A 26,716-nucleotide genomic window follows, 5' to 3' on the forward strand; every position below is an offset into this window, starting at 1 on the left:
ATAGTGGAGGAAGTACCGGAGGTATTAAATTCTGTAGTTAGAGTAGAGGATGTAGAGTGGATCGCGCTGGACTGGCGGGGCCTGGCTATTGTAAGCGCTTACCTCCCTAAAGCTAATTCTTCCCGGCGAAGCAGGAATGAAAAATACAGGAGTAATTAAAGCAAATGAACTTTTTAAGGTCAAATCCGTTTTGGCCGAAAAGTGATTGTCTTTTACTTTAAAGCTTGTTTTAATGGTTTTGCAGCATCCTGAACCAACAGATTTACTGTCACTTTTGGATTGGTAGCTGGCAGACACAGATACATCAGCTAATTTACCACAGCAATAAAAGCTGTTTATGGTAACTCCATAAACAGATGCTGAGTAGATCAGGGTGAGTAATATAACTGCTATCTTTTTCACGATGCTAAATTATAAAAGTTCTTTATGCTATTTTTATATAATTCTGTTTTTTATTTATATCCTGTTGTATGATAGAAAATCATCAGGATGAGATTTTATCAATAGGTTTCCGTGTGGCTATTCCTGATGTCCTGAACTGGCTTGGCGTTAACCCGGTGATGCTTTTAAACTGCGTGGATAAATGCGCGCTGCTGCTATAGCCCATCAGGTAAGAGATCTCATTAAGGTTCAGTTCCCCGTATTCCAGCAACTCCTTTATTTTTTCTACCTTCTGTTCAATAATAAACCGTTCAATGGTCATGTCCTGCGAGTTGGAGAACAATCGGCTTAGATAGGTGTAGTCTTTTCCCACCCGCGTTGCGATCACGTCAGAGTAGGATGTTTTCAAGCCGGATAGGTCAGAATGGTGTACCAGTTCGACAACGCTGTTTTTGATTGCCTCTACGGTCTTATCCGTTTCCTTATTGATCAGCTCAAACCCCGGAACTTTTAAAGCCGCGGCAATCATTTGCAATTGTTCCTCATCGGGTTCGGGTGTGATGTCCGCATGACCCAAAGCGATTTCTTTCACCGTAAATCCAAGGCTCTCCAGTTGCGGTCGGATAATCATCATGCACCTGTCGCATACCATATTTTTAATATGAAGTATCATCTTTTTTGATTACGCTGTAAAGTTACGGGATAGATTGTGCATTATAACAAAGCGGCCTGGCTGAATTTGCTCCGATATTCTAACGGGGTGATCCCCGCCACCTTTTTAAAGATCGTACGAAAGGCTTTAACATCTGTATAGCCAACACCATACATCACCTCGTTAATGTTTTTCCTGCCCGACTCCAGGCCCCTTTTGGCCGCCTCCATTTTAACGCGCTGGATATAGTCGACAGGCGAGATCTTCGTTGCTCTTTTAAAGCGCCGCGAAAAATTGATCCGGTTCATTGCGCAACGGTCGGCAAGGAAGTCAACGGTTACTTTTTCTTCAATATGATTCTCGATGTAGTCCTGCACCAACCTGATCTCATCGTCGGGATGCTCTTTCAATCCCTCAAAAACAATAAAAGGCGATTGCGAGTTTCGTTCGATATCTATCTGCAACACCTTTGCGCAATACAGCGCCACTTCCCGACCGTTATATTTTTCAACCAGGTAAAGGATGAGGTTCAGACTGGAAACTGCACCTCCAGCGGTATAAATCCCCTTATGATCGGTAATGATCTTATTGGTGGTTAGGTTCAGTTCGGGGAAAAGGTTGCGAAAATGACCTTCCGCTTTCCAATGGGTTGAGCAGGATTGCCCCTTCAATAATCCTGTAGCCGCTAACAGGAACGCACCGGTACATAAGCTGGCTACTTCCGCGCCCTCTTTATATTGTGCGGTAACCCATTCCAAAGCTTCCCGGCTGCTGTTAATGGCGAAATCATCCCGCGTATCAAAACTCGGTAAAATGATCACGTCTGTTTTTTTAATCTCCGCAAGATCCTGCAAACCCTGGATTGAAAACAAAGTATTGAGTAATTTTTGCTGCAGGTTTACGCCTGCGAGCCGGATGTCATAGAACGGTCGCTGCCCTTTGTTTTCATAAAACTCGTTTGCTTTCTGGAAAACCTCTATCGCTCCAAACAGGCAGCTGGGCTTGAGTACACCATCTGCCATTAAAAATGTCACCTGTTTCATAGTGCAAGTTACAGCGATCCAGCTGCACAAACAACCCCTTAAATTGTTAAATGTGCACCCCACACAGGTCGAATACAACAAGTAGGTTTGCTACTGCAACATTAAAACAGAAAATCAAATGGGAAAAGTAATCAGTTTAATCAACACCACGCCAGATGGCTTTGTAGACAGTCAATATGTTATCGCCGATGCCGAATTTCATGAATTCGTACACGGCCTGTTAGCTAACGCATACAGCGTAGCGTTTGGCAAAAATACATTTGAACTCTTCCAGCAGATCTGGCCGGCTATATTGGAAAAAGAAGGATCGGCAGCATCGCAGGTTAAAATGGCCAAAGCATTGGGTGGTATCCCTAAGATCGCCTATTCTTCCAAACTTGAATCAACTACCTGGAGCAATTCCAGTATCGCTGAGGCTATTAATCCGGACCAGATCAGCCGGAAAAAACAGGACAACACCAAAGACCTGCTGAGCATCGGCAGCCCCGGACTGGTTGCCGCGATGACCACATTAAATCTCGTGGACGAGTATTATTTCTGCATCCAGCCAGTGATAGCCGGTAGTGGCAGCGTGCGCCTTTTTGATAAGATCGGCCTGGACGCCAGGCAACCATTAAGGTTTGTTGCAGCAACTCAATTAAAATCAGGTGTTGTGATCTTACATTATCAAAAGGTTGGGTAATTATTCAGGAAAAAATCATTTCGCTAGCGCACGCGTGTCGCATGTGCTCCGCGTGCAGGGTACTGGAATGTTAATCGGAGGAATATTGGTGACTTGTCTACGTGCACACGCGGCACGCGTTCGCTAGCGGAGGAGCAACCCATCACACCGTCTGCATCGGGTGTTCTTCTGCTTTTAATACCATGTCTTGTTCACGTTTTAATTTTTCGCGGTGAAGGTAACGCCAGTGCAATAAACCTATCAGCAATGCGGCAATACCCTCAAACATTAACGTATCTGCCGGGCCGATCCATTTTGAAATAATACCGACGAGCAGGCCACCCAAAGGCTGCATGCCGAAAAAGGCCATGGCATAAAAGCTGATCACCCTGCCGCGCATATCGGGTTCAACTGTGGTTTGGATCAGGGTATTGCTTACCGTTATTTGCGACATCATCCCAAAACCCGCAAGGGTGACAAAAGCAAGCGCAAGAGGATAACTATGCTCATGCGAAAACAGGATAAGTCCGATGCCAAATACTATTGTGTTGATGAAAAGGATCTTTTTTAAGTTGGCCCCAGCTTTTTGCGATGCCAGGAAGATGGCTCCTGAAAAAGCCCCAAGCCCTATAAAGCTGTCAATAATGCCAAAGGTGGATGCCGTTCCGTTAAAAACATCTTTTGCATAATAAGGGATCAGGGTGCTGAACGGCAATACCATTAAGCTGATAAGCGCCAGCATAATTAATACAAATGCAATTGACGGGGTTCGTTTTATATAGGCCATCCCCTCTTTAAGCTCGCCAAATACGTTTTTCTTATGCTCCTTTTTTAAGTATTTGGGCAGCTTCATCATCAACAGCGATGCAATAACCGCAACAAAGCTCAGGGCGTTCAGTAAAAAACAGACCCCATCGCCCAGGCTCTCCAGCACGATCCCGGCAAGGGCCGGACCTACTATGCGCGACAGGTTTACCATTGATGAATTGAGCGCAAGGGCATTTGGCAGATCGTTTTTATCCTCCACCATTTCATAAACCAGCGATTGCCTGGCGGGTACGTCGAAAGCATTGATGATACCAAGCACTACACTGAGGCTAATGATCTCCCAAACTGCATAGTGTTTCATTAATATTAAAATAGCCAGCAGCACAGCCTGGATCAATGAGGCTACTTGTGTGGTTAGCAATACGCGGTATCGGTTATACCTGTCAGACACTACACCGCCGATCAATGAAAATAAAAAAGACGGGAACAGGCTGGCGAACAGGGTTAGACCCAGCATAAAGGTTGAATGCGTTAGCGAATAAATTACCCAGCTAACAGCGGTTTTTTGCATCCATGTCCCTATGAGTGAAACGGATTGCCCTGCGAAATATAAACGGTAGTTGCGGCTTTTAAAAGCCCTGAATGTTCTGAATGATTTTATTGTTTGTGTTGTCATTAATTAAATCTTTTTTCTGCTTCGTTGCGCTTTACTTTTATTCTAAACCTGTCATTGCGAGGAACGAAGCAGCCTCTGCTAAGGACAATCATGAAGAATAGTTACCCGGAGCCTCGAATCTGCAGGCTGTTTGATTGTCACATCACATTCTGGTTCATGATTTGCTAGTGCAACGTTTGCTTCGTTCCTCGCAATGACGCCCGGGTAATCATTAACGTTGATATCACTTCAAATCAACCACCTTATTCAAAGGTGCTATTACCTTCCTTAACACTTCCTGTTCATCCGGTGCGCAGGCTTTTGCTATTGCATTTGCCAGCCACTCATCCCGCTCGTGACGGAATTGCAGCAGCGTGCTTTCGCCATGTTCAGAAAGGGAGATATTTACTTTTCTTTTATCGGTTGTTGATGCCCTGCGGATGATGTAGCCCAATTCAGACAAGTGGTTAAGCACCTGCGACATGGATTGATTGGTGATCATCTCAGCTGCGGCAAGCTCACTGGGCAGCATTTCTTTATTTTGATAAAGTAAGGCCATGGTTGAACGCTCGGTTAACGAAAGCTGTGAGCCGGTTGGCGATTCCTTACGGAGCTTTTTTATCAACCGGGTTATTACGTTCCGCAGGTCTGAAGCAAATTGAATATCGTTATTATCGTTCATTTTATAGTAAGTTAAACTAATAAGTTTGCCTTACAAAGGTATAGACATTTATTCTTTTAAGAAATGGTGTATTATCATATTAGCGTAATTGTTTCCTTTTGTTTAATTTAATGTAGCGTTAGATAACGTAAGGTTAACAAAACCATCACTCCCTAATAATATTCTGTTTATGCTGATATGCGTTTTTTACAGTAAATATTATACAGGTAAAAAACTATCCCCTTATGAAACGTAATCTGCTTTCTTTAAAAACAAACTCCTTCGCGGCGCTCACTATTGCAGCGCTGATAGGCTCAACCTTTGCCGGTTGTAAAAAGAACGATAAAAATGAGCCGGGAATTAATAAGGTAAATCACGTGGTGGTTATTTACCTGGAGAACCACAGCTTTGATAACCTTTATGGACAATTTACAGGCGCAAACGGCTTATCAAATGCTACCGCCGCCAATACTACACAGGTTGATGCTACGGGTAACGCCTATGCTTCATTGCCGGCCATTCCGGGCACAAGCGCATTCCCAACCAACCTGGCCAATAATTATTTCAATATAGATCAGTACATCCCCGCCGACCAGGAAACACCGGATGTTTTGCACCGTTATTACCAGGAGCAAATGCAGATTGATGGCGGTAAAATGGACAAATATGCGGCATATAACAGTAATTCAGCAGGATTATCACAGGGTTATTATAAAACCAGTTTATTGCCCTTATTGCCAATGGCCCAGCAATATGTGCTTTGCGATAACTTCTTCCATAGCGCATTCGGTGGTTCATTCTTAAATCACCAGTGGCTTATTGCTGCTGCAAGTCCTACTTTTCCTAATGCACCAAAGGCACCCAACGTAGTTGCACAAGTTGACGCAAACGGTGTTGTGACCTCCGATGGCTTTGTTACCCCTGATGGCTTTGTTGTAAATACCAGCTATAGTGTTAATATACCTCACCCTGCTGCAAGTACAAACCCTTCAAGTAGCGCATATCCGGCTAACCTTATTCCTAACCAAACTAATCCAACCATTGGCGACAGACTAAGCGACAAGAATATTTCATGGGCATGGTATTCAGGTGGCTGGAATGATGCTATTGCGGGTCATCCCGATCCAACCTTCCAGTTTCATCACCAGCCATTTGCCTATTATGCCAAATATGCCGATGGAACACAAGGCAAAAAAGATCATTTAAAAGACGAAACTGAATTTATAGCTGCAGCAAAAGCTGGCAGCCTTCCGGCTGTATCATTTATTAAGCCGTTGGGTATTAACAATGAGCACCCGGGGTATGCAGCCCTGGCAACTGGTGAAAACCATACTGTGGAATTAATAAATGATGTTTTGAGCGGACCAAATGGCAAAGATGCCGTAATAATTATTACCTATGATGAAAACGGCGGTTTCTGGGATCACGTAGCGCCACCGGCTATTGATAAAAAATGGGGCCCAGGCACCCGTGTTCCGGCTATCATCATCTCTCCTTTTGCAAAAAAGGGTTATGTTGATCATACGCAATATGAAACCGTGGGGATCCTTTCGTTTATCGAGAAAAGATGGGGCTTAACCCCGCTTGCTGATCGTGATAAAAACGCCAATCCGCTTACCAACGCTTTTAATTTTTAAACCTTTTCATAGCCTGCTAACCAACAGGCAACATTTTTATTAACACGAATAAAGGGGAGAGCTGAAGGGCTTCTCCCTTTGTTTATTTTTTGAAGCTTCAGCTTTCTGTTAAAGTGTTTGAGTAAAGAATATACAGGGGAGACCATCGGAAATGACGAGAAGACCCGGGCGTGAATATCGCGCGCAGATTTTACCAACCCGGTCGACTCAGCTAGCCAGCGGAGGGACCACCCTCCCTTCCGCAAGCCGGAAGAAAGGAAGGAAGACAAATTATTAATTAATGAGGAAATTTATTTTTATACCCCTTTTGATCTTTGCCATTACAGGTTATACGTTTTACGCCTGCAAACCTATTAACGCAACGCCAGAGAAGGTAATTGCACAAACACTGCTGACTCAAATTGACAGCTTCTCGGCAGTTAAGAATAAACTGCTGATTACAGCGCAAAGCGGCCGTGTCAATGAAAAAGAACTACAGCATCAATTTTTGCAACTGCGGCTTGCCTATAAAAAATTTGAGTGGGCTGCCGAATATTTTAACCCGGCGGTAGCCCGGTTTGTGAACGGGCCACCGGTGCAGGAGGTTGAAATGGTAAGCGGACAGGTATTTGAGCCTGCGGGTTTACAGGTTATTGAAGGCTTGCTGTTTCCAAAATACAACATCGATAATAAAAAAGAATTGACCCGCCAGCTTGCATTATTACAGGATGGGTGCGACAAATTTAAAACCTATTATGCCAATATTGATATTTTAGACTGGCAAGTATTTGATGCCGCAAAGTTAGAAGTTTTCCGGATCCTGGCATTGGGGCTCACGGGCTTTGACAACCCGTTTACCCTGAAAAGCATGCAGGAAGCGGTGGTAAGCTTAGCGGGTGTAAAAGAGGCCCTTGCCTGGTATGAAGGTAAAGTTGGTGATGAAAATTTGCCGGGGGAGATTGATGCGGCAACACATTATCTAAAAAACAACACCAATTTTAACGCTTTTGACAGGGCTGCCTTTATTACGCAATTTGGCAACCCTATTACCACAAGCATTACTAACCTTGAGCAAAAATTAAAGATCCAAATCACCAGGTATAACCGTTTACTTAACCAGGATGCCAAAACCCTTTTCGATAGGGATGCCTTTAACGTGAACGCTTATGCACCTGATCCGGAAAGCTTTTCGACGGAGAAAAAGGTGGCTTTGGGGCGGGTTCTTTTTGCAGATCCTATCCTGTCGGGAGATAATAAAAGGAGCTGCCAGTCCTGTCATCAGCCTGAAAAAGCATTTACGGACGGAATGGTGAAAAACACAATGATTGGCAGTAAACAATTGCTTAGAAGGAACACACCTACTTTAATAAATGCGGCATTACAGGCATCGCAGTTTTACGACCTCCGCGCCAAAACGTTAGAAGACCAGGCGATAAGCGTTGTACAAAACAAGGAGGAAATGCATGGCTCTATGGCTGTGGCTGTTAACGGCCTTTGGCAAAACAAGGGTTATCGGGCGCTGTTTTCGGCGGCTTTTCAGAAAAAGAACAGGACCGGCATAGATACGCTTGAGGTAATGAATGCCCTTGGTTCCTATGTGCGCAGCTTAACTTTACTTAACAGCCGCTTTGACGAGTATATGCGGGGAAATAAAACCGCCATGAACCAGCAGGAAATTAATGGCTTTAACCTGTTTATGGGGAAAGCCAAATGTGCCACCTGCCATTATATGCCGCTTTTTAACGGGTCGTTCCCGCCGAGGTACGTGCTGATTGAAAGCGAGGTTATTGGCGTGCCGCAAACTACTACAAAAGCTGCAATTGATACCGATATGGGCAGGTATAACCAATTAAAGATAAACGCTTTTAAACACGCTTTCAAAATAACCACGGTACGCAATGCCGCACGCACCGCGCCATATATGCATAACGGCGTATTTACCACCTTGCAGCAGGTGATGGATTTTTATAATAAAGGCGGAGGCGCCGGTTTAGGCTATAAAGTTGATAACCAGACGCTGGCTGCTGACAAGCTGAACTTAACCGATAAGGAAAGTGCGGAAGTGATTGCGTTTATTAAGAGCTTGGATAGTAAGTGAACCGGGATTTGGGGGATTTTCTGATGCTTTGATCAGGGTAATCCCTTAATCCTAATAATCATGGTTCAAAAAAAGCGTCGGGCGTTATATTTAAATAATTTCCCCTGCCTTGTATGGCACTATAAATGTTTGTTTTACGCGGGTGGATACATTTAAATAATAGGTCCAGATAGCGGCAACAATTACTGCCTTTATAATTTGCTTAACTCCATGATTTGAGAAATCATTTTGAACAAATGCGTTAAAGAAGTACTCCAAAAAAAGGAATGCAACCATAAACACATAATACATTTTTATATAGTGCGGGGTAATATCTCTTTTTTTGAACATAAGCACCATGCAGAAAACAGAAAAGCATATAAGCGAGATATATCCTGTTACATCAAATACCAGGAAAGCCTTGTGCATTTTGCTAACCGTGCCGGTATTAATAGAATCCCAGTGGCTTGTGCTGTAAAAACCCTCATCTACTAAATAATTTATAATGCCCAGCGCGGTTGAGATCAACACGATAACAAGCCAAATAAGCCAGCCGCCCAGTGCAGGGGCTTGTGTTAAATATTGGAGCTGCGTTGTCTCTTTTTTAAAGATCTTTAATCCGCCATAAGCAAAACCGCAACCTATAATTATAGTAATTATCAGCATTAAATAATTTAGCCGGAACGGTACTTTCTTAAGATCAGGAATGTAATAAAAGCTGAACTCGAGCTTATCATTTTTCAGATCTTTAACATCCTTTTTAAAATCTGATAGTTGGTTTATGGGAATATAATTTCTAAGGTAAGTAAACCGGTATCGTAAAGTGAGGTCGGTACCCGAAACTGTTTTATCACCAATAAATTTATATGCATCCCGGCTGATCTCATCATGTCCATTGTTCATATCCCAGCCATACGGCAGGTTAATTTTAACGGTATAGTCCGTGTTGTATGGATACGTTACTGAAACCGGGGTGTTTACCTGGCCATTTACGTCTGGCAACTGGCGCGAGATATCATCTGCATAAAAATCAGCCGTATACTTCCTGTTAACGGAATCGCGTTTAAAAAAATTGGTTATCTTATAGCTTTCAATAGTAGTAAGCTCATTTTTTGATTGATCGTCTTTTATAATGATCGAATCTGCTGCTTCAATTTTGTTATAGGTTTTTGAGTAATACTCCAGGTAGCCTTTCTCTAGCTGGGCTATCCCTGTTGAAGCAATTTCATCTCTTATATCATCTGCCCTGTCAAGTGTATATGTTGAAGTAACTTTAAATTTAACCACGGCAGATTCATCTTTGATATCGTATTTTTCAACAATGGTTGCTTTGCCGGTTTTTGATTGTTTTATAGCTGTAAGGCTATTGCCGCCTGCCTTTAAAACCAGGGCTTTAAGATAAGGCGGAAAATAAAGATCGGTTCCTTTTCCCCGTTGGTTTGACATGGTGGCATCAACCCATACTTGTTTTCCATTTACGATAGCAACTACCACGGCATGATCAAATATTGAGGGTGAGGGAATATATCCATCTATTTTATCAAGCAGATCGGTATTCAATAACGCCATGTGCGCCTCAATTCCACCTGCATTCAGGATGGAGGCCAGCAACAGCGCTTTATCTTTACAATCGCCATAGCGTTGTTTAAACACTTTAGCAGGCGTATTGGCTTTGTGCGAATACGGGCCGGTTTCAATGCCCATATACCTAACCTCGTCCTGTACCAGCATTACTGCAGCCCTAAAAAACTTCTCTTTATTATTTCCGTATTGCTTTTGCAGGTTTGTAACGCTATCTGCCAGCTCGCTGGTAAATGAGGTTTGGATTGGGTTTATTTTTAGCCCCCAATCAATTACCTCTCGCCAGTTGTTATATTCGCTGATCTGCGCATGTGCATACTGGTTAACCCATTTTGGCTGTAATTTATTTGTTGAGATGCCAGGCACCTGGAAATCTTCCCACTCATAGCGTTTGAGCCCAGCGGCAACCGATACTTTAGGTTGCGACAGCAGGTTATAGCATTTGATATTCATGCTCCTTTCGGCCGAGAACAGCAGCGTGGTGTATTGATGCACGATAAGGTCAGATCCCTGGAAATAAATGCTCCGGGCAAATTTATCATTGAAGATGGGGTTTCTGCCCGTAACGGTATATGAATATTCTATCCGGTCGCCTTTGCGGATATCGGGCAGGATATATTTTGCTGAATAGGTGCCGTTGTAAATAAATTTGTCGAGCTCGCTTTCATCCGGCAGCATTTTAAACGCGGTTAAATTTAGCCGGTTTTGCGGCTTGTTATTGCGCCATACCGTTAGTTCATGAAAATCCAGTCTTTCAAAAGAAGGATCGAAACTTACGGAAACTTCGGAGTTGCTTTGTACACCCGATTCTGAAACTATAGCAGTAATAATATGATTGTAGGTTGCTTTTTCTTCTACGTTAACCTGCTCCTCAACAAGCTCGCCATAGGCCCCGTTGCGGATATTTCTTTCCGGCGGTTTTTTATCATAAGGTTTGCATCCCGAAATCCATGCCGGTTTAGGGCTTTTATGAATAACAGGTGCGTTGGTTTGTGCGTTTGCACAGTTAAAAGCAATAATAAACAGGCCAAACAGGAAATTAATTACGGGGATAAGAGGCTTTTGCATTTGGAGATGAATGTAAAAAAAGATTGTGAATTTAGTGCGATTTTAGGGATACCTTTCGCTTTTTAATGATTAAAAAACTGTCATCATGTTTTTCAAATCTAAAAAATCCTGGTTTCATATGATATTTGCAGTATTTTCGTTTAATACGCTATATTGTGTGGGAATATGAACACTACCGATAATTATGAGCTCTTAATAGATAAGATCAACATCTTTATCCGGAAATACTATTTCAATAACTTTTTGCGGGGATTGATATTTTTGGGCGCAGGCATCTTCTCGGCCTATGTGGTGATCACCCTGAGCGAATATTTCGGAAACTTTAATATTCTTTTCCGCACGTTGCTGTTTTATTTATTTATAGTACTGAATATTGGGCTGATTGCCTGGCTGATCATCCCATCTTTATTAGCCTGGCTTAAGCTGGGTAAATCTTTAACGCATGATGAGGCTGCTGAAATTATCGGCAAGCATTTTAACGATGTGCATGATAAGCTGCTGAATACCCTTCAGCTTAAAAAACAGGCGGGCGAAGATGTGCAGCACCGGGCGCTTATTGAAGCCAGCATCAACCAAAAAATAGAAACTTTAAAACCTGTTAGTTTTCCATCGGCCATAAACCTGAAGGAGAACCGTAAATATTTAAAGTGGATCTTGTTCCCGGCCGGGGTGATCTGCATTATTGCTTTTGCAGCGCCATCCATTTTAACTGAAAGCACCAAAAGGCTCATCAGGCATAATGAGTATTTTGTGCCCATTGCACCGTTTAGCTTTATCGTCCAAAATAAAACATTGTCGGTTGTGCAGGGTGAGGATCTGAAGCTGGACTTGAGGCTTGAGGGTGATAAGCTGCCTGCCGATGTGTATGTTGAAACTGCCAACACCACTTTTAAGCTGGATAAAGAAAATATCACCAAATTTCATTACCTGTTTACTAACCTGCAGCAAAACACCGCCTTTAAATTAACAGCCAATGGCTTTACATCAGCGCCATATGAAATAAAGGTTAACCTGCGCCCGGCGTTGCTGCATTTTGATGTGGCTTTGAATTACCCGGCTTATCTGCATAAAAAAAATGAAACTTTAAAAAATGCAGGCGATTTAACCATCCCCGCAGGTACTTTTGTTACCTGGAGCCTGCATACCCAAAATGCAACGGCACTGTTGTTTAACATGAATGGCGCAGGCGGCAGCGTAACTTCAACCGTGCCTGATGTATTTGAACACAGGGAAAAGATCATTAAAAACAGCATCTATAAAATAACGCCCGTAAATACGCAGGTAAACCACAGCGACTCGGCCAGCTATCGCGTTAATGTGATCACGGATGAAATGCCATCCATCCTGGTACAAGAAAAACAGGACTCGGTAAGCTTGAAAACACTTTATTTTAACGGGCGCATCCAGGATGATCATGGGTTTTCGGCTTTGACCTTTCATTATGCGGTTGGGGCGCCCGGGGATAAGGCAAATGTGAAAAATTATAGCAAGCCGGTTAAAGCCGACTTGGCGCAGACACAAGCCGACTTCTTTTACTTTTGGAACCTGAAAGACCTGGGCATAAAACCCGGCGACCAGGTTACTTATTATTTTGAGATTGCGGATAATGATGAGGTGAACGGGCCGAAAAAGGTGCGGTCGCCGGAGCGGACGCTGAACATTCCGGATGCTAAGGAGCTGAACGAGCAACTGAATGCCGGCACGCAGGCCATCAAACAAAAAATGGAATCGGCAATTAAATTAGCGGGGCAGATAGAAAAGGATTCGCAAAAGCTTAACCAGCTGCTGCTGAATAAAAACACGCTCTCGTTTGATGAGAAAAAACAGATTGAAGACCTCTTACAAAAACGTAAAGACCTGAACGACCTGGTAAAAGAGGTACAGGCAGATAACAAAAAGAACCAGTACAATCGCCAGGAAAACCAGCAACAGGACAAGGACCTTACCGACAAGCAAAAGCAAATGGACCAGCTGTTGAGCAACGTTCTTGACCCTAAAACGCAGGAAATGCTGCAGCGCCTGCAGGAAATGATGGAGCAGGAGCAAAAAGAAGGTACAAGAGACGAGTTGCAGAAAATGCAGGGCGACAACAAATCGTTAAAAAAGGAGCTGGACCGCATGCTGGAGCTTTATAAAAAGCTGGACTTTGAACAAAAGCTGAATCAGAATGTTGACCAGCTTAATAAACTGGCGGATCGGCAGCAAAAACTGTCGGACCAGGGGCAGCAGCCAAATGCCGATAAGCAGGGATTGCAAAAAGAGCAACAAAAGCTGAACAATGATTTCCAGGATATTAAAAAATCATTGGACGACCTGCAAAAAACAAACGAACAGGCCGAACATAAACAACCGTTTGAGGATCCAAAGAAGGAAGAACAAAGCATTGAGCAGCAAATGGAAAAAAGCAGCGATGAGCTGAAAAAGAACGACACGAAAAAAGCAGCGCAACCGCAAAAGCAGGCCGCTAAAGAAATGAAGCAGCTGGCTGATAAAATGCAGCAAAAGGAATCGGAGGGGCAAGAGAGCGAGAATGCGGTTGATGCGCAGCAATTACGCGAATTGTTAAAAAACCTGGTTAATAGTTCATTTGAACAAGAGAGGGTGATGCAGACGCTGAAAACGACGAATCCGACAGATCCGAACTATATTAAACTGGCGCAGGATCAAAAAAACATAAAGGATAACCTGAAAACAGCGGAAGACAGTTTGTATGCTTTGAGCAGGCGCATTCCACAGATCCAGAGCACGGTTAACACGGAGGTTACCTGCATAAACAGCCACATTGACGAGGCCCTTGAAAACCTGGGCGACAGGCGCACGGCAGAAGCCACTCGAAACCAGCAATATGCCATGACCAGCATGAATAACCTGGCCCTGCTGCTAAGCGAAGCGCTTGACCAGCTGCAGAATATGCAGAAAAAAGGAAAGAGCGGTAAAGGGAAAGGAAAGCAGCAATCAGTATCCCAACTGGCTAAAATGCAGCAGCAGCTAAACCAAAATATGCAGAAGGCAAGGGAGCAAATGCAGCAAGGAAGCATGGGGGGAAACAAGGGAAAGGGCCAAAATGGAAATAATGGTAGTAATGGTAATATGAGCGAACAATTAGCTAAATTAGCCCGTCAGCAACAACAGATCAGGGAGGCGTTACAGCAAATAAACCGCGAAGAAAACAAGGACGGAACGGGCGGTTTAGGGAATTTGGATAAAATTTCGAAAGAAATGGAACAAACTGAGCGTGATCTCGTAAACAGGAGAATAACGGAGGATGCCATTAAGCGGCAGCAGCAAATTCAGACCCGGTTATTAGAGGCTGAAAAGGCAGAACAGGAGCGGGAACAGGATCAGCAGCGCGAAAGCAAAGCGGGCAAAGATGTTCCTCCGGGATATATAAAAGCATTGCAGGAATACCAGCAGGCCAAAGAAAAACAAACAGAACAGGTGCGGACCGTTCCGCCCGAATTAAATTTTTATTATAAATCAAAAATAAAATCATACTTTGATCTACTCAACGCAAAATGACATGGACCAATCAAATGTTCAAGCAAGTGAACTGTACACTTTACAGCTTCCTTCAAAACAAGAAAGCATAACTTTGCTGGAGAATTTGATAGAAGAGATTGCCGATAAACACAACATAAGTGAAGACACCTTCGCTAACATGATGACATGCCTTAGCGAAGCCGCCAACAATGCTATTACCCACGGCAACAAGCTTGACGAAAGTAAAAAAGTTATTGTGAACGCCGATGTTGAAGGCCGCCGCATTATATGGACAGTTACTGACGAAGGCAATGGCTTTGACTATAACAACCTGCCTGACCCAACAGCTCCCGAAAACCTGGAGAACCTTACCGGCCGCGGTGTGTTTATTTTAAAACACCTGGCAGACCAATGCATATTTAACACCAAAGGAAATGAAGTTGAACTTCACTTTAAGATCTAATGCCGGCTATCCAATTTTTTGAAGAAGACATCACCTATAAATTAAAAAACAAAACAGCTGTAAGGCAGTGGATCACCGAAACCATACAGTCCGAAGGGTATAAGCTAAAGGAGCTTACCTATGTTTTTTGCTCAGACAGTTACCTGCTGCAAATAAACCAGCAGTACCTGGATCATGATACGTATACCGATATTATAACATTTGATAATTCAGAGATCGCTAATACCATTATTGGCGATATTTTTATTTCTATCGACCGCATCCGCGAAAACGCACTTAAATTTAGCAAGACAGAGGCTGACGAGCTGCACCGCGTGATCATCCACGGCGCACTGCACCTGCTGGGCTACACCGATAAATCTGCCCCCGACAAGAAAAAAATGACATTAAAAGAAGATTTCTATTTGAATAAGAGAAGCTTTATTAGCTAATTTTACTTTGGATATACAATTTTTAAATTTGGTTGAAAGGCAACGCGTTTTTAAAAACATCCGTATATTCTTATACACTAAAACCAATTTTTTAATATCATGAAAATACTTGCTTTAATTTTTGTTTTTATGTTTGTCACCGCGCCAAAATCGGTTTATGATTTTAAACTTAAATCAATTGACGGACAAGCTTTTTCCCTGGCTAAATACAAAGGGAAAAAAGTACTGGTAGTTAACACCGCTTCAAAATGCGGCTTTACCCCACAATACAAAGAATTACAGAAACTGGCCGATCAGTACAAAGACAAGCTGGTTGTTGTAGGTTTCCCGGCCAATAATTTTGGTCAGCAGGAACCAGGTGCAAATTCTGAGATCAAAACATTTTGCGAAAAGAACTATGGTGTTACTTTCCCGCTCAGCGAAAAAGTTAGCGTTAAAGGTGATGACATTGATCCGCTGTTTAAGTACTTAACAGAAACACCAAACCCTGATTTTACAGGCGAGATCAAATGGAATTTTGAGAAATTTTTGATTGACGAGAATGGTAACCTGATCCACCGTTTCCGCTCTGCTACAACTCCGTTATCTGCTGATATTACAAAGTATTTGTAATTAGGGGAATTGAACTTATTTAAAGGCTTCCGGAGTTATCCGGAAGCCTTTTTTTATACCTGCCAATAAAAAATTTATGCCTTGGTTGGTGTTATCACTACTAGTATTCGGAAGAATCAAAAGCTAAGAGAACGTTGGTTATAATTAACCACATGACAACGTCCAGTAGCCCCACCTAAATCCTCCCCGGTTGGGAGGACTTGAAAAAACAAACGTGGGCGAAGCTAAAGTCTCCCCTACTGGGGGAGATTTAGAGGGGGCTACAAAGCCTTTGGGGAGAATCAAATTTGTGTTATCCTTACACCTCCCAGGTTCAGAATCGCACTAGCCCCGCTTTTTTATGCCTGCTGATAAACTTTAAAGAATTTGATGAACTCTATTTATTTTACTACTTTAGTAATTAATTGACCACCAAACCTGTTACAAATAATTACCTATGCCCTCAAGAACAATTTTTACAGACGGGAGCGCAACACCGATCACGCTTTCAGTTAACGAAGTTTGCGGACAACGTATTACGACAATTATAGATATTGACGGAGCAGAACTCCCGGCCATCCAGAGTAATTTTAACAATCTTCAGATTGGAACCAATGCCAGCCTTGCAGGTACTACTGTAAATGTTACTACTACCGCAATGAAAGTAACACCCGCAGGCAACTCCGAGGTTGATTATACTTTGAAAGGTTCCGGGCCGGATGTACCTGATTCTGACGACCAGGACTTTGATGCGGCAGGGGATCCTATTTCGCATCTAATGACCTACATAATGTTTTAAATTGACTAAAATGAAACTTAAACATCTACTTTTATTTCTCCTTTTAGTTGCGGGAGCAGCACCCGCTTTTGCACAACAAAAAGATACGGTGGTAAACTTCGATCAGTTGAGGGCACCGTCTTCGCCGGCATTCAACTTGCTTGGGATCTCGCCAAGTGACATTGAACGCCCAAAAAACCCTACCGACTTCGCCATCTCGGTGGCCAATGCCAGCAATAACCTTTCTACCGTGCCCAAAAGCTACGCCCTGGAAATTGCCCCTTTTTGGGTTTTTGGCGGAAAAAGCAGCTTTGAGCAATTTATTGATAATAAAAATGTGGGCAACAACATTAAACAGACATTCGTTTTTTCATTGGGCTCAACAACAGCAAAGTCTGCTAAAGATTCGTCTGAATTCAGGCAGATCGGCATTTCTGTTAAATTTTCTATCCTGAGAGGTAAGGTTGGGAAGGAATTTACTAAATGGGATTCAACCGTTACCAAAGTTCTTACCCAATACACCGAAAGCAGTAAAAAAATCAGGGATAGCTTAAGGAATGCCGACACCGCTGCCATCAATCAGTTAAGGAAACTGCGGTTACAATCTGTAACCAGCGATCCGGACAAAGCGGCCGCCATAGCGAAAGCCATACAATCAATGGTTGATGCGCAGAACACAAAAGCACTGGCGCTGATCCATAAAAACGACAGCACAAAGAACAAGGTTTATGTTACTCAGCTAAGCCAGCTTTCAAATCAAACATCGTTCAGGCGTTACGGGTTTTCGATGGATTGGGCGGCGGGTACTGTTTTAGATTTCCCGGATAGCTCGTTTAACCATTCGTACCTTTCGAAGTTTGCTACCTGGCTTACTTTTGGCTATGAGGAGCAGAACGGGAGCAACGTTATGTTTTTAGTGCGATATGCCGCCAACTTTAACCGCTTTTACAAAAACGACCTTAACCAGGTGGTAAAAGATATTGACGTTGGCGACCTTGACCTGGGCCTGCGTCTGTATAAAGATTTTACCGATAAGCTTACCCTTTCGGCCGAGTATATTAACCGACTGCCATTTTACAGCAATGCCAACTACACAGGCAATCATGTCTCCACCCCGTCGAGGACGGATAAGTATGATTTTTCGCTGAATTATAAGGTGGGGAAGAATCAGAATTTATCATTTACCTATGGTAAAAACTTTGATAATACGGTGGTTAAAAGCGGCAACCTGATTGCAGCGGTTAATTATATGATTGGGTTGGGGTCTGCAAGGGGGTTGAGTCGTTAAGGGGGTTGGGAGAAGTTGTAAGGAGCAATAACCACGTCATGCTGTCCGCCAACTGGTCGGATCAGCACCCCACAGGACAGGTATGCGCTATGCTTAAAATGTTTGTGGTATGTAACCGGATGCACGCAGAATCTCCCCTATGTCTTTAGGTTATCGCGGGTTACTTCGAAGCTATATTACCTCTTAGAACTTAAGCATCTTCCCGCTCATAGCCGCGGAGGCTTAGTTCTTTTTTGTCTTGATACAAAAAAGGACCAAAGACCGAGCATGGCGAGATAATGAGTGCCTTAAAAAAACAAACAACATACGAATAACATCAAGACAGAAAAAAGCTTTCCCCCGCAGGCCAGACTCCCCGGCCCGCTTTTCTGTCGTGCCTTTGCCCGCTTTTGTTTTTGGTTCGATTAGGGGTTGGTTCTTCGATTGGGTCCATTTGCGAATGTTGGTGATTTGAAGTGAAAGGGCATAAAAAGTATGTCATGCTGAATTTATTTCAGCACCTCACAAGACGGGCGTTCGTCATGCAAGCGGGGTAGGTGAAATAAATAAAGAAGAACTACCTTTTCCCTCTTTATGCGCAGCAAAGTGAGGGTCGGCGAGCGAAGCAATGCCGGGGTGAGTCCACGCCGCCATGCATTGGCGCCAATGCATTTGCGTTAACGCCGCGCGCATATTTCACCCACCCGGTCAACGCTGCGCTGGACCGCCCTCCCTTCTGCAAGCGGTAAGGAGGGCAAAAAAACCTTAAGTTAAAATTAAGGACATTGGAGCGCGTGCCACATAGGCTTTCTGCGCCTTGAACTTCGCCATTATTTCCCCGCCTTTTTCTTTACAATCAAAGCATCCAGCGAAAAAACACCGCCGCCAGTGAGGATCAGTGAGATCAATCCGGCTATGTAGAGGAGGTTGATCTCGTAGCCCGGGGGACCGAACAGGGGGCCGTGCGGGGTTAAGCCGATGGTTTTTATAGCGCTGAAGCCATAATTGATCTGCACCGTGAGCATTGCCGACAGCATTACTATTATAAGCGGGATGGCGGTGATGCTTACAAACAGGCCTAAAAACATTGCCAGTCCGCCGAGGAGTTCTGTGAGGGGGACGATCCACGAGCTGATGTGCGCAAACGGGACCCCTGTCTGCGCCAGCAATTTTTCGAATCCGGCGGTACCGCGGCTCAATTTTGCCCCTCCGTGCGCCATAAACCCAAAGCCAATTATTAAGCGCAGCAACAATGGCCCCACCTGCCGGTAATTTTTCCTGGTTATTGAAAATGTTTCAATGATCATGCGTATGAAATATATGGTTGTTGGGGGTTAGTCGGGATTGGGGGAGGAACCTTACAGGGGTAGGGAGGAAATTGGGATGTTGTTACTGGAAATAGGCTGTTTTGGATTTATTGGGAAGAAACGGCGTTTGAGTTGCGCAAATTAATGACCCGGTTGTTATTGTATAGCAAAAGTTGCCGTGCAAGAGGCTTGGTTGCTTATCAGAAGCTTTTTTTGATTTTAAGCGCGATTCCCCGAACGCGGGTATGACCTCCGCTAAGCGCAATGGCTCCTCTTGCTTCGATGCAGAAGCATAAGCAATTTTTTTCAAAAAACACTGACACCAGTTTGTCTGTACTTTTCACATTTTTTAGGACAGCAAATAAGACAAAAAGTGTGCTGTTAATGCAGAAACAAGCTTTTTAGCACGCGGTGGTGACCTTTCGCTGTTTCACCCTGTTCACGTTGTTCCACTGTGAACAGCAACGTAAAACTATACTATAATACAAGTATAGCTTGTTTGCATTACATCCATCCCCATCACTGCTTTTTAAGTTTATAAGTATACGCCACATTTAATACCGTTTTGCTAAACAACAGGCTATCGCCCTTGACGGTATAATTATAACTATTGCTCAAAGCTGCCGACGAATTAATTGATGTATTGTCGGGGAAGGCTTCCGTATCGGTAAAATTTAAAACGCTTGTGCTTGTCTGTACGGTACCTGCCCCCACCGTAAGATAAGCAGTGCCCTGCCCCGACTGGAAATTATTGCCTGAAATAATTAATTGCACTGCGAATAATGTAGGGGGTTGCTGTATAACACTAGGGGTTGTTTCACTGAACGACCCGGTGTAGGTTCCGGTTAGTTGAGGAGCCTTTTTTTCTTTTTTGCAGGCGCTCGCCAGTATCATTACTGACAGTATTAAGATGGAGATCTTTTTCATATAATTTAGTTTTTTACCGTTACGCCGGAAATCAGCCAGGTGATACAAATAAAATGCGGATTTCAACCAATGCCCTGTTTTTTTAAACGGATGCCCGCTTTTAAAAAAGTGGGCAGTTCCGGGTAGGCAGTGGGCAGGTGAAAATGACAAAGTACAATCCCCTTCCTCCCATGGACCATCGACTTCCCACCCTCCGGCGATGAACTATGAACCATCATCCATGAACTCCCCCCCCATTAAAATAATAGTTAAAATTCCTCTTTTTAAAATCAAAAGAATGTTATAGCTTTATGCTTAGTATTCTACTAATTAATAACCTAATCCTATGTCGAACCAAAATCTGCGGTTTCATGAGAGCCCTATTACCAAAGCCGCTTTAAATGAAAAACAGGCCCAGCCTTTTACCGTTGCCGATTACCTTTTAACCCGCTTAAAACAGCTTAATGTTACGGAAGTGTTCCAGATCCCCGGCGATTATGTGAAGCATTTTACGCAGGCGCTGGAGTATTTCGACGGAGTTACCGCCATCGGCGCCGTTAATGAGCTGGACGCTGCCTATGCCGCTGATGCCTACGGGCGTACCCGCGGACTGGGGGCCGTTTCGCTGCAATATGGGGTGAGCACGTTCAGCGCGCTTAATGCCATTGCTGGGGCCTATGTTGAGCTGAGCCCGGTGGTGGTGATCAGCGCTTGCCCTGGTGCGGATGCGCGACAGATCGGGAGCATGTATAATGTGCTTTACCACCACTCAACCGGCAACCTGCAAGCCGACCAGGAGGTGTATTCGCACGTTACGGTTGCGGCCATAACGCTGAGCACTTCGGTTGGCGCAGCCGAGGCGATAGATAATTTGCTGATTGCGGCCATCACCCATAAAAAACCGGTCTATATTGCCTGTTATAAAGAAGTTTGGGGCGAGCCTTGTCCCCCGCCGCCGAACGAGGTTTTAAGGCCGCGGGTTCCCAAGAGTGATCCGCTGGCGCTTCAAAACGCGGTGGCGCAGGCCTGGGCACAGCTAAGCGCTGCCAAAAAGCCAATGATATTTGCCGGTGTGGAAGTGCTGCGGCACGGCCTTTCCGGTTTGCTGCAAGAGCTGATTGATGCCAGCGGCTATTTATACACCACCACCAGCCTGGGCAAAACGGTGCTTGACGAAGGGGGCGATAAGTTTATCGGCACCTATTCAGACGCGGCATCCATAAAACATGTAAGGGACCTGGTTACCGCTTCGGATTGCTTTTTAACCCTGGGGACCATTATTACGGATGATTACCTTGTTTTTATTGAAAGCAAATATGCCGATATGGTGCTGGCCACCACCACGCAAATAAGGGCCGGCTACTTTATTTATGAAAATGTTACCATGAAGGATTTTATGGAAGCATTGCTGCTACGCTTTAAGGCTACCAAGGGCTACCCACTGGCAACAGTGGCCCCCGCGCAACCTAAATACCCGGAGCCATGGCTCTCCAACTCCGACCCGCATTGGGACGATAAGCCGGATACCATTACCTATAACCGTTTCTTCCAGCACTCGATGAAGTTTTTAACGGATAACAACCTGCTGCAGGAGATCGTGATGACGTATGGGGTTAGCTCGTCGCTGTATGTGGCTACCAATGCTTACGGACTGGCGCAAAACAGCTTTATCTCGTCGGCGGCGTGGCAGTGTATCGGGTTCGAGACCGGGGCGGCATCGGGCGCACAGCTGGGCAGCGGCAAACGCGCCTGGACGGTTGCCGGCGACGGCGGCTTTATGATGGTTTGCCAGTCGCTTTCAACGTTGGCTCGCAACAACCTCAATGCGGTGATCTTTGTGATCAGCAACGGCGTGTATGCCATTGAGCAGGTGTATGTGGATATGGATTCGTTTGAGCCGGGCCCAGAGCACAAGTTCGACGCTTTCGACATTTTGCCAAAGTGGGATTACCTGGCGCTGGCAAAAGCGTTCGGCGCCGAGGGCCATACCGTGAAAACCATAAAGGAGCTGAATGCGGTACTGGAGAAATTAAAAACGCCATCCACCAAGCCCACGCTGGTGCAGGTGGTAATCCCGGAGAAGGATCTGCCGGGGCAGATGCGAAGGCTGGGGCTGGAGTAGGGAGCATGTATATGTAGCCCCCTCTAAATCTCCCCCGGTTGGGGAGACTTTAGCTTCGCGTTTGTTGAAAGTTTTTTAGCCCTCTTTCCGCGCAGCGAAGAGAGGGCTGGTCCAGCGCAGCGTCGACCGGGTGAGTAAGATCTACGGCCGATATGAACGACAATGCATTAGCGCGAATGCATGGCGGGTTGACTCACCCCGCCGACTCCGCTAGCCAGCGGATGGGCACCCCTCTCTGCTGCGCAAAGAGGGGAAAGGAAGAAATAAATAGGAGTAAAAATTAAAAGAAACTAAACATATACATAACCTAAATCCAATGAAAAATAAAACTTATTCTATTTTCGGTGCCGGGGCTTCCGGGCTTTACACTGCATGGCGTTTGCTGAATGGCGAACCCAATGTTGAACAGGACCAATCAAAACTGCTTAACAAGGGCGACACGCTCGAACTGTACGACTGGGGCCAGTACGATTTCTCGAAAGCGCACAAGGGTACCCGCGCTGCCGGTGCACGGGTTTGTACCTGGCATTATGAGGATAATAAAAGCAATTCGTACCTGGAACTGGGCGGTATGCGCTACTCGGAGTGGGATGGAAAAAACGAGGCCATGAGCGGCGGCCACCGCCTGGTTACCACGGTTATTAAACAACTTGACCTTGATCAGTATTCGGTGCCGTTTAATGAGTCGACCAACCCGTTGTATTATTTGCGGACCAAAAACATGTATTATAATGATATCAGCAAAACTAACCCGGCCCCGTATAATGTGAAGAACGACGGTGCAAGTCAGCCGCCTGATAATGGGTTTAATATTGTTGAAAATTTGGCGGTTACGGAACATACCGGCCCGCAAACCCGGGCCGAGTGGTGCAAGTTTTACCAGGACGGGCGCATTACCGCCGATACCCCCGCATCATCCGTTTTCCAGAAAGGTGACCTGCTGAAAAATATAGGCTACTGGAATTTGATGTTTGATCAGCTTGGGTCTGAGGGGTATAATTATACCAATGACGGCAATGGCTATACTTCCAATGTGATCAACTGGAACTCGGCGGTGGCTTTCCAGGCCAATAACGAGTTTACGCCGGGCACGGAATATAAAACGCTTACGCACGGTTATTCCAGCATGTTCAATGCGTTGTTTGACGCCATTGTGAAGCTGGCCAAACACAAAGGCGTTAATTTTGAGTATCACCCAAACACCCGCCTGCATTCAATCCTCGAAATTAAAGGTGTAATTCATTACAGCATTGCCACACGTGAGAAACCAGATAAAAAATCGGCCACAAAAACCACTTCGGCTGCCTGGCTGGCTATGCCCCGCGGTCCGCTTGATTTGGTAGCGCAGGCAACCCGTTACGAGGATCACAAAGGGCTTGATGTGCTGAACCACCGGAAGGTGCAATTGTATTTAGAGTCGGCCGTTTTGCAGCCATCCTATAAGGTGGGGATGTTTTTTGATTCGCCGTGGTGGATGCCTAATGTGGTAACTCCGCCGCCTTACCCCGCTCCTATCATCAGCTACGAAGTAACAACCGATGTGCTGAAAACGCTGGCTGCCGAAGGCTTTCCGAAACCTTACCTGGTTGAGATAGAAAAAAGCAAAAATCCGGTGATCATGGAAACCCCGTTTGCTGCCGCCTCTCTTTTGATAAGCAATGTTGAAACGTGCATAGGCGCGCCGCTTTCTCCAGCACAGCAGACCCAGCTGCTTAGCGCTGCCGAACGCAACACTATAGGGCCAAGCGTTACAGATACCCCCATAAGGCAGGTGGTTTATTTTGGCAATAATGCGCTCGATAAATCTGCCAAGCCGGTTTATGGTATTTTGGCCAGCTATGATGACGAGCAGTTCACCAGCTTTTGGGAGGAGCTTGAATACTCGACCGATTCGGTTGAGAAAACGGCGTTTTCGGAAAACTATCAGCCACTGGTTGGTCCGCGTAAGGCTCCGGAGGTGATGGTAAAAATGCTGCGTCAGCAACTGGCCGCCGTGCATTTTGGTCCGTATGCCGATTATAGCGCAGTGCCCCAGCCGCTGGAAACCCGGTATATGGATTGGTCGCTGCCGCCGTTTAACGCGGGCTACCATGCCTATGCGGCGCATTATGATATCTGCGATGTGCAGCAGAAGATCCGCAAGCCATCGCAACTGATCAAAGGTGCCGACACCAATATTTTTATTGTAGGCGAAGCCTACTCAAACGACCAGGCCTGGGTTGAAGGCGCCTTTTGTACAGCAGAATCGGTGCTGAATGATTTCTTTGGTGTAAAACCCATTATTGATAATACGGAATATCCTTTTATTTGTCCGTGCAGCTGAGTTTAAAACAGTACTGATCTTATAATAAAGCGGGGGTTAGTGGTTACCTCCGCTTTTTGTTTTTATTTAAGTTTATTGATCCGATCCCGGTTGAATGAGTGCTTTTCGGGGGTTGCCTGCGGCCGGGCTTTACGCTCATACGCCTGCAGGCCTTAGGCGCGGCCTGCCCTGAGGCTCCCGAAGTGGCCGGTATCCGCTTCAATCCCTAACCCGGAGGAAGGTTCTGTGCATTTATGCCTGGTTGCGTAATATGAAAATAGCCCGCAGGTTCTTTGTCCTGCAGGCTACTTTAACTGTTGGTTACTTGAAGTTAAATTTAATCAGCGGTCCGATCTATTCTTGCAAAAACATATTCGATGTTACTCGGTATTCTAAAGTTAGAAGGAACATTTATTATTATCGATTGACTCTTGATATCTTTAATGGTACTCTTATTGATAATGAAGCCCGGACCCTCATCATCAAAGTACTGTTTACCAGGAGGCCTGTTCACATCGAAAACAAACATTGAATCTCTGCCATTACCTCCCTTGCAAACATACAAATTTACAGCAGTCAGATTGCTGCTATTTAATTTTTTCATTGGATAAGCATGTAACAAGGTAACAACCGTAATGGGATTATTTGGATCACTAACCATCAATCTATAATGAACAATGTTTAATACTTTGGGTTGTAGATTGTTATTGCCGCAAGAAAGAAATAATCCTGTAAGGATCACTAGCACTGACAGAGTTCCTTTATTATTTTTCATAATTTTTTTATTCTTCGATAGGTTGACCAATTGTATTGAGTTTGTGCTTAGAATATAACTCTTGCATTTGTTCTCTACTTGGCCCTGCTGCCGCAAGCGTCCCCGGCTTGTGGCCCGTATGCTAAGTGTTCCACTGTTTAATCTATAAATCTTCCTGTAATTTATAATTACGGCTCATTGATTAAAAGTACAGTTTTTGTTTGTACTTTATATTGCAAAATAGCCTGCAGGTTGTTTGTCCTGCAGGCTACTTTGCTTGTTGGTTACCTGTCCTACGGACCACAAGCAGGGGACGCTTGTGGTCCGCTACTTGGTAATCAGCCGATAGGCAGTCCGCTTACTTAGTAATTCAAGTCCGGCTGTTGCATACAAATCAAATGATTTTGTTGTAATAAGCACTATCCTGCTTTACCTAATGGCCACCTAAACGCGGGCCACAAGCGGCACGCTTGCGGCAGCGGGGGTTTTTTATCAACTGTCAATAATATTGGCTTTGGTTTATTAGGGTCATCTACTCCCATCCCATCAGGATCAATAAATCTAATGGGATTATCAATTCCATAATTGTATGGTGACCATCTTCGATACTTCTCCGATAACGGATCAACCGTCGTCCATCTTGCAATTACCGGATCGTAGAACCGCGCGCCATAATCATACTGCCCTAACTCCTCCTGTAACTCTTTCTTATTGTAAAGATATTCATTTTTAGGGTTTAATACATTCCGGTTTATTTCCATACCAAAAGGCATGTAGTCATCATTTTGATAAGATACCACAGCGCCTGTTTTTGTACCAAAGGTTACCCTCGTATTGCCCAGGTTATCGCCCAGGTAATACTGATAATCATACCCTGCTCCGTTTGGTACCGCCTTGCCTTCCTCGGTCTGGATAAAGGTCAACGCCGGGGTTGTCGTTCCGTCATACTGGATGCCACTGATATAGTCGGTATTGCCGGTTGCCGGGCTTACCCTTCGCAGCTTATTTCCGGCTGCATCATACGTGTAGGTAATGGTTTTGCCACCTGTTATGCTTTGCGGCAGGTTGAGCAGGTTATAGCCTATAGTAATGCCCTTGCTGTTATCGATTCTTACGTTTCCGTTGACATCATGCACATAGGTATGGCTGCCG

Annotated in this window: 21 protein-coding genes; 11 read left to right on the top strand and 10 right to left on the bottom strand. The window is 44.6% G+C overall.

Annotated features, from left to right (window positions below; genetic code table 11):
* Positions 1-24 precede the first annotated feature (24 nt).
* The 3 genes from BUE31_RS13305 to BUE31_RS13315 form a co-directional block, all read right to left on the bottom strand.
* Entirely contained in the window at positions 25-402 is a 378-nt protein-coding gene (locus tag BUE31_RS13305; protein WP_073404170.1) for an HYC_CC_PP family protein, read from the bottom strand.
* Between the two features lie 82 nt (positions 403-484).
* The gene (locus tag BUE31_RS13310; protein WP_073404172.1) at positions 485-1,054 is read right to left on the bottom strand and encodes a helix-turn-helix domain-containing protein; all 570 of its coding nucleotides are present in this window, start codon (positions 1,052-1,054) and stop codon (positions 485-487) included.
* A 41-nt stretch (positions 1,055-1,095) separates the two neighbouring features.
* Positions 1,096-2,076: a GlxA family transcriptional regulator gene (locus BUE31_RS13315; RefSeq protein WP_073404175.1), complete on the bottom strand. Its 981-nt coding sequence runs from the start codon at positions 2,074-2,076 to the stop codon at positions 1,096-1,098.
* A gap of 118 nt (positions 2,077-2,194) precedes the next feature.
* Between BUE31_RS13315 and BUE31_RS13320 the strand changes: the two genes are divergently transcribed.
* Positions 2,195-2,758 carry a dihydrofolate reductase family protein gene (locus BUE31_RS13320; RefSeq protein ID WP_073404177.1) on the top strand — a complete coding sequence of 188 codons (564 nt, stop codon included), beginning with the start codon at positions 2,195-2,197 and terminating at the stop codon, positions 2,756-2,758.
* Positions 2,759-2,900: 142 nt separating this feature from the next.
* Here the strand turns inward: BUE31_RS13320 and BUE31_RS13325 are convergent, their stop codons facing one another.
* Positions 2,901-4,181: an MFS transporter gene (locus tag BUE31_RS13325; protein ID WP_073404179.1), complete on the bottom strand. Its 1,281-nt coding sequence runs from the start codon at positions 4,179-4,181 to the stop codon at positions 2,901-2,903.
* A gap of 223 nt (positions 4,182-4,404) precedes the next feature.
* On the bottom strand, positions 4,405-4,842 hold the full coding sequence (locus BUE31_RS13330; RefSeq protein WP_073404181.1) for a MarR family winged helix-turn-helix transcriptional regulator: 438 nt from the start codon (positions 4,840-4,842) through the stop codon (positions 4,405-4,407).
* 224 nt (positions 4,843-5,066) lie between these two features.
* Here BUE31_RS13330 and BUE31_RS13335 point away from each other — a divergent pair, with 224 nt between their 5' ends.
* A complete protein-coding gene (locus BUE31_RS13335) occupies positions 5,067-6,458 on the top strand; it encodes an alkaline phosphatase family protein (RefSeq protein WP_073404183.1) in 1,392 nt (463 codons plus the stop codon).
* A 280-nt stretch (positions 6,459-6,738) separates the two neighbouring features.
* Entirely contained in the window at positions 6,739-8,535 is a 1,797-nt protein-coding gene (locus BUE31_RS13340) for a cytochrome-c peroxidase (protein ID WP_073404185.1), read from the top strand.
* Between the two features lie 90 nt (positions 8,536-8,625).
* Here BUE31_RS13340 and BUE31_RS13345 read toward each other — a convergent pair whose 3' ends face one another.
* Positions 8,626-11,163 carry a DUF3857 domain-containing protein gene (locus tag BUE31_RS13345; RefSeq protein ID WP_073404188.1) on the bottom strand — a complete coding sequence of 846 codons (2,538 nt, stop codon included), beginning with the start codon at positions 11,161-11,163 and terminating at the stop codon, positions 8,626-8,628.
* A 165-nt stretch (positions 11,164-11,328) separates the two neighbouring features.
* Here BUE31_RS13345 and BUE31_RS13350 point away from each other — a divergent pair, with 165 nt between their 5' ends.
* From BUE31_RS13350 to BUE31_RS13375, 6 genes are all read left to right on the top strand, one after another.
* Positions 11,329-14,682: a DUF4175 family protein gene (locus tag BUE31_RS13350; protein ID WP_073404190.1), complete on the top strand. Its 3,354-nt coding sequence runs from the start codon at positions 11,329-11,331 to the stop codon at positions 14,680-14,682.
* Position 14,683: 1 nt separating this feature from the next.
* Positions 14,684-15,106, top strand: coding sequence for an ATP-binding protein (locus tag BUE31_RS13355; protein ID WP_073404192.1), 423 nt, complete (start codon positions 14,684-14,686; stop codon positions 15,104-15,106).
* Positions 15,106-15,537, top strand: a complete 432-nt coding sequence (ybeY, locus tag BUE31_RS13360) for an rRNA maturation RNase YbeY (RefSeq protein ID WP_073404193.1) — start codon at positions 15,106-15,108, stop codon at positions 15,535-15,537. Before BUE31_RS13355 ends, ybeY begins: the two co-directional genes overlap by 1 nt.
* Before the next feature lie 99 nt (positions 15,538-15,636).
* A complete protein-coding gene (locus BUE31_RS13365) occupies positions 15,637-16,149 on the top strand; it encodes a glutathione peroxidase (protein WP_073404195.1) in 513 nt (170 codons plus the stop codon).
* Between the two features lie 436 nt (positions 16,150-16,585).
* Positions 16,586-16,927 carry a hypothetical protein gene (locus BUE31_RS13370; protein WP_073404197.1) on the top strand — a complete coding sequence of 114 codons (342 nt, stop codon included), beginning with the start codon at positions 16,586-16,588 and terminating at the stop codon, positions 16,925-16,927.
* Between the two features lie 10 nt (positions 16,928-16,937).
* Positions 16,938-18,194: a hypothetical protein gene (locus tag BUE31_RS13375; protein ID WP_073404199.1), complete on the top strand. Its 1,257-nt coding sequence runs from the start codon at positions 16,938-16,940 to the stop codon at positions 18,192-18,194.
* 809 nt (positions 18,195-19,003) lie between these two features.
* On the opposite strand, the gene BUE31_RS13380 is transcribed toward BUE31_RS13375, so the two are convergent.
* Both BUE31_RS13380 and BUE31_RS13385 read right to left on the bottom strand, forming a co-directional pair.
* The gene (locus BUE31_RS13380; RefSeq protein WP_073404201.1) at positions 19,004-19,480 is read right to left on the bottom strand and encodes a DoxX family protein; all 477 of its coding nucleotides are present in this window, start codon (positions 19,478-19,480) and stop codon (positions 19,004-19,006) included.
* Positions 19,481-19,999: 519 nt separating this feature from the next.
* Complete coding sequence (locus tag BUE31_RS13385) at positions 20,000-20,407, bottom strand: hypothetical protein (RefSeq protein WP_143167111.1); 408 nt, start codon at positions 20,405-20,407, stop codon at positions 20,000-20,002.
* Between the two features lie 325 nt (positions 20,408-20,732).
* On the opposite strand from BUE31_RS13385, the gene BUE31_RS13390 reads away from it, so the two are divergent.
* Positions 20,733-22,508, top strand: coding sequence for an alpha-keto acid decarboxylase family protein (locus tag BUE31_RS13390; RefSeq protein WP_083619829.1), 1,776 nt, complete (start codon positions 20,733-20,735; stop codon positions 22,506-22,508).
* A 316-nt stretch (positions 22,509-22,824) separates the two neighbouring features.
* On the top strand, positions 22,825-24,831 hold the full coding sequence (locus tag BUE31_RS13395; RefSeq protein WP_073404205.1) for a flavin monoamine oxidase family protein: 2,007 nt from the start codon (positions 22,825-22,827) through the stop codon (positions 24,829-24,831).
* A 316-nt stretch (positions 24,832-25,147) separates the two neighbouring features.
* Here the strand turns inward: BUE31_RS13395 and BUE31_RS13400 are convergent, their stop codons facing one another.
* A complete protein-coding gene (locus BUE31_RS13400; RefSeq protein ID WP_073404207.1) occupies positions 25,148-25,585 on the bottom strand; it encodes a hypothetical protein in 438 nt (145 codons plus the stop codon).
* 398 nt (positions 25,586-25,983) lie between these two features.
* On the bottom strand, positions 25,984-26,716 hold a 733-nt coding region (locus BUE31_RS13405; protein ID WP_143167112.1), incomplete at its 5' end, for an RHS repeat domain-containing protein.

The sequence above is a fragment of the Mucilaginibacter sp. OK098 genome (assembly GCF_900142915.1).
Lineage (GTDB): Bacteria > Bacteroidota > Bacteroidia > Sphingobacteriales > Sphingobacteriaceae > Mucilaginibacter.

Coding starts and splice junctions, on each gene's coding strand:
- BUE31_RS13375 (WP_073404199.1), top strand. CDS start 16,938: ATGAAACTTAAACATCTACTTTTATTTCTCCTTTTAGTTGCGGGAGCA.
- BUE31_RS13340 (WP_073404185.1), top strand. CDS start 6,739: ATGAGGAAATTTATTTTTATACCCCTTTTGATCTTTGCCATTACAGGT.
- BUE31_RS13335 (WP_073404183.1), top strand. CDS start 5,067: ATGAAACGTAATCTGCTTTCTTTAAAAACAAACTCCTTCGCGGCGCTC.
- BUE31_RS13310 (WP_073404172.1), bottom strand. CDS start 1,054: ATGATACTTCATATTAAAAATATGGTATGCGACAGGTGCATGATGATT.
- BUE31_RS13400 (WP_073404207.1), bottom strand. CDS start 25,585: ATGAAAAATAATAAAGGAACTCTGTCAGTGCTAGTGATCCTTACAGGA.
- BUE31_RS13390 (WP_083619829.1), top strand. CDS start 20,733: ATGTCGAACCAAAATCTGCGGTTTCATGAGAGCCCTATTACCAAAGCC.
- BUE31_RS13315 (WP_073404175.1), bottom strand. CDS start 2,076: ATGAAACAGGTGACATTTTTAATGGCAGATGGTGTACTCAAGCCCAGC.
- BUE31_RS13330 (WP_073404181.1), bottom strand. CDS start 4,842: ATGAACGATAATAACGATATTCAATTTGCTTCAGACCTGCGGAACGTA.
- BUE31_RS13325 (WP_073404179.1), bottom strand. CDS start 4,181: ATGACAACACAAACAATAAAATCATTCAGAACATTCAGGGCTTTTAAA.
- BUE31_RS13370 (WP_073404197.1), top strand. CDS start 16,586: ATGCCCTCAAGAACAATTTTTACAGACGGGAGCGCAACACCGATCACG.
- BUE31_RS13365 (WP_073404195.1), top strand. CDS start 15,637: ATGAAAATACTTGCTTTAATTTTTGTTTTTATGTTTGTCACCGCGCCA.
- BUE31_RS13385 (WP_143167111.1), bottom strand. CDS start 20,407: ATGAAAAAGATCTCCATCTTAATACTGTCAGTAATGATACTGGCGAGC.
- BUE31_RS13350 (WP_073404190.1), top strand. CDS start 11,329: ATGAACACTACCGATAATTATGAGCTCTTAATAGATAAGATCAACATC.
- BUE31_RS13380 (WP_073404201.1), bottom strand. CDS start 19,480: ATGATCATTGAAACATTTTCAATAACCAGGAAAAATTACCGGCAGGTG.
- BUE31_RS13345 (WP_073404188.1), bottom strand. CDS start 11,163: ATGCAAAAGCCTCTTATCCCCGTAATTAATTTCCTGTTTGGCCTGTTT.
- BUE31_RS13355 (WP_073404192.1), top strand. CDS start 14,684: ATGGACCAATCAAATGTTCAAGCAAGTGAACTGTACACTTTACAGCTT.
- BUE31_RS13395 (WP_073404205.1), top strand. CDS start 22,825: ATGAAAAATAAAACTTATTCTATTTTCGGTGCCGGGGCTTCCGGGCTT.
- BUE31_RS13320 (WP_073404177.1), top strand. CDS start 2,195: ATGGGAAAAGTAATCAGTTTAATCAACACCACGCCAGATGGCTTTGTA.
- ybeY (WP_073404193.1), top strand. CDS start 15,106: ATGCCGGCTATCCAATTTTTTGAAGAAGACATCACCTATAAATTAAAA.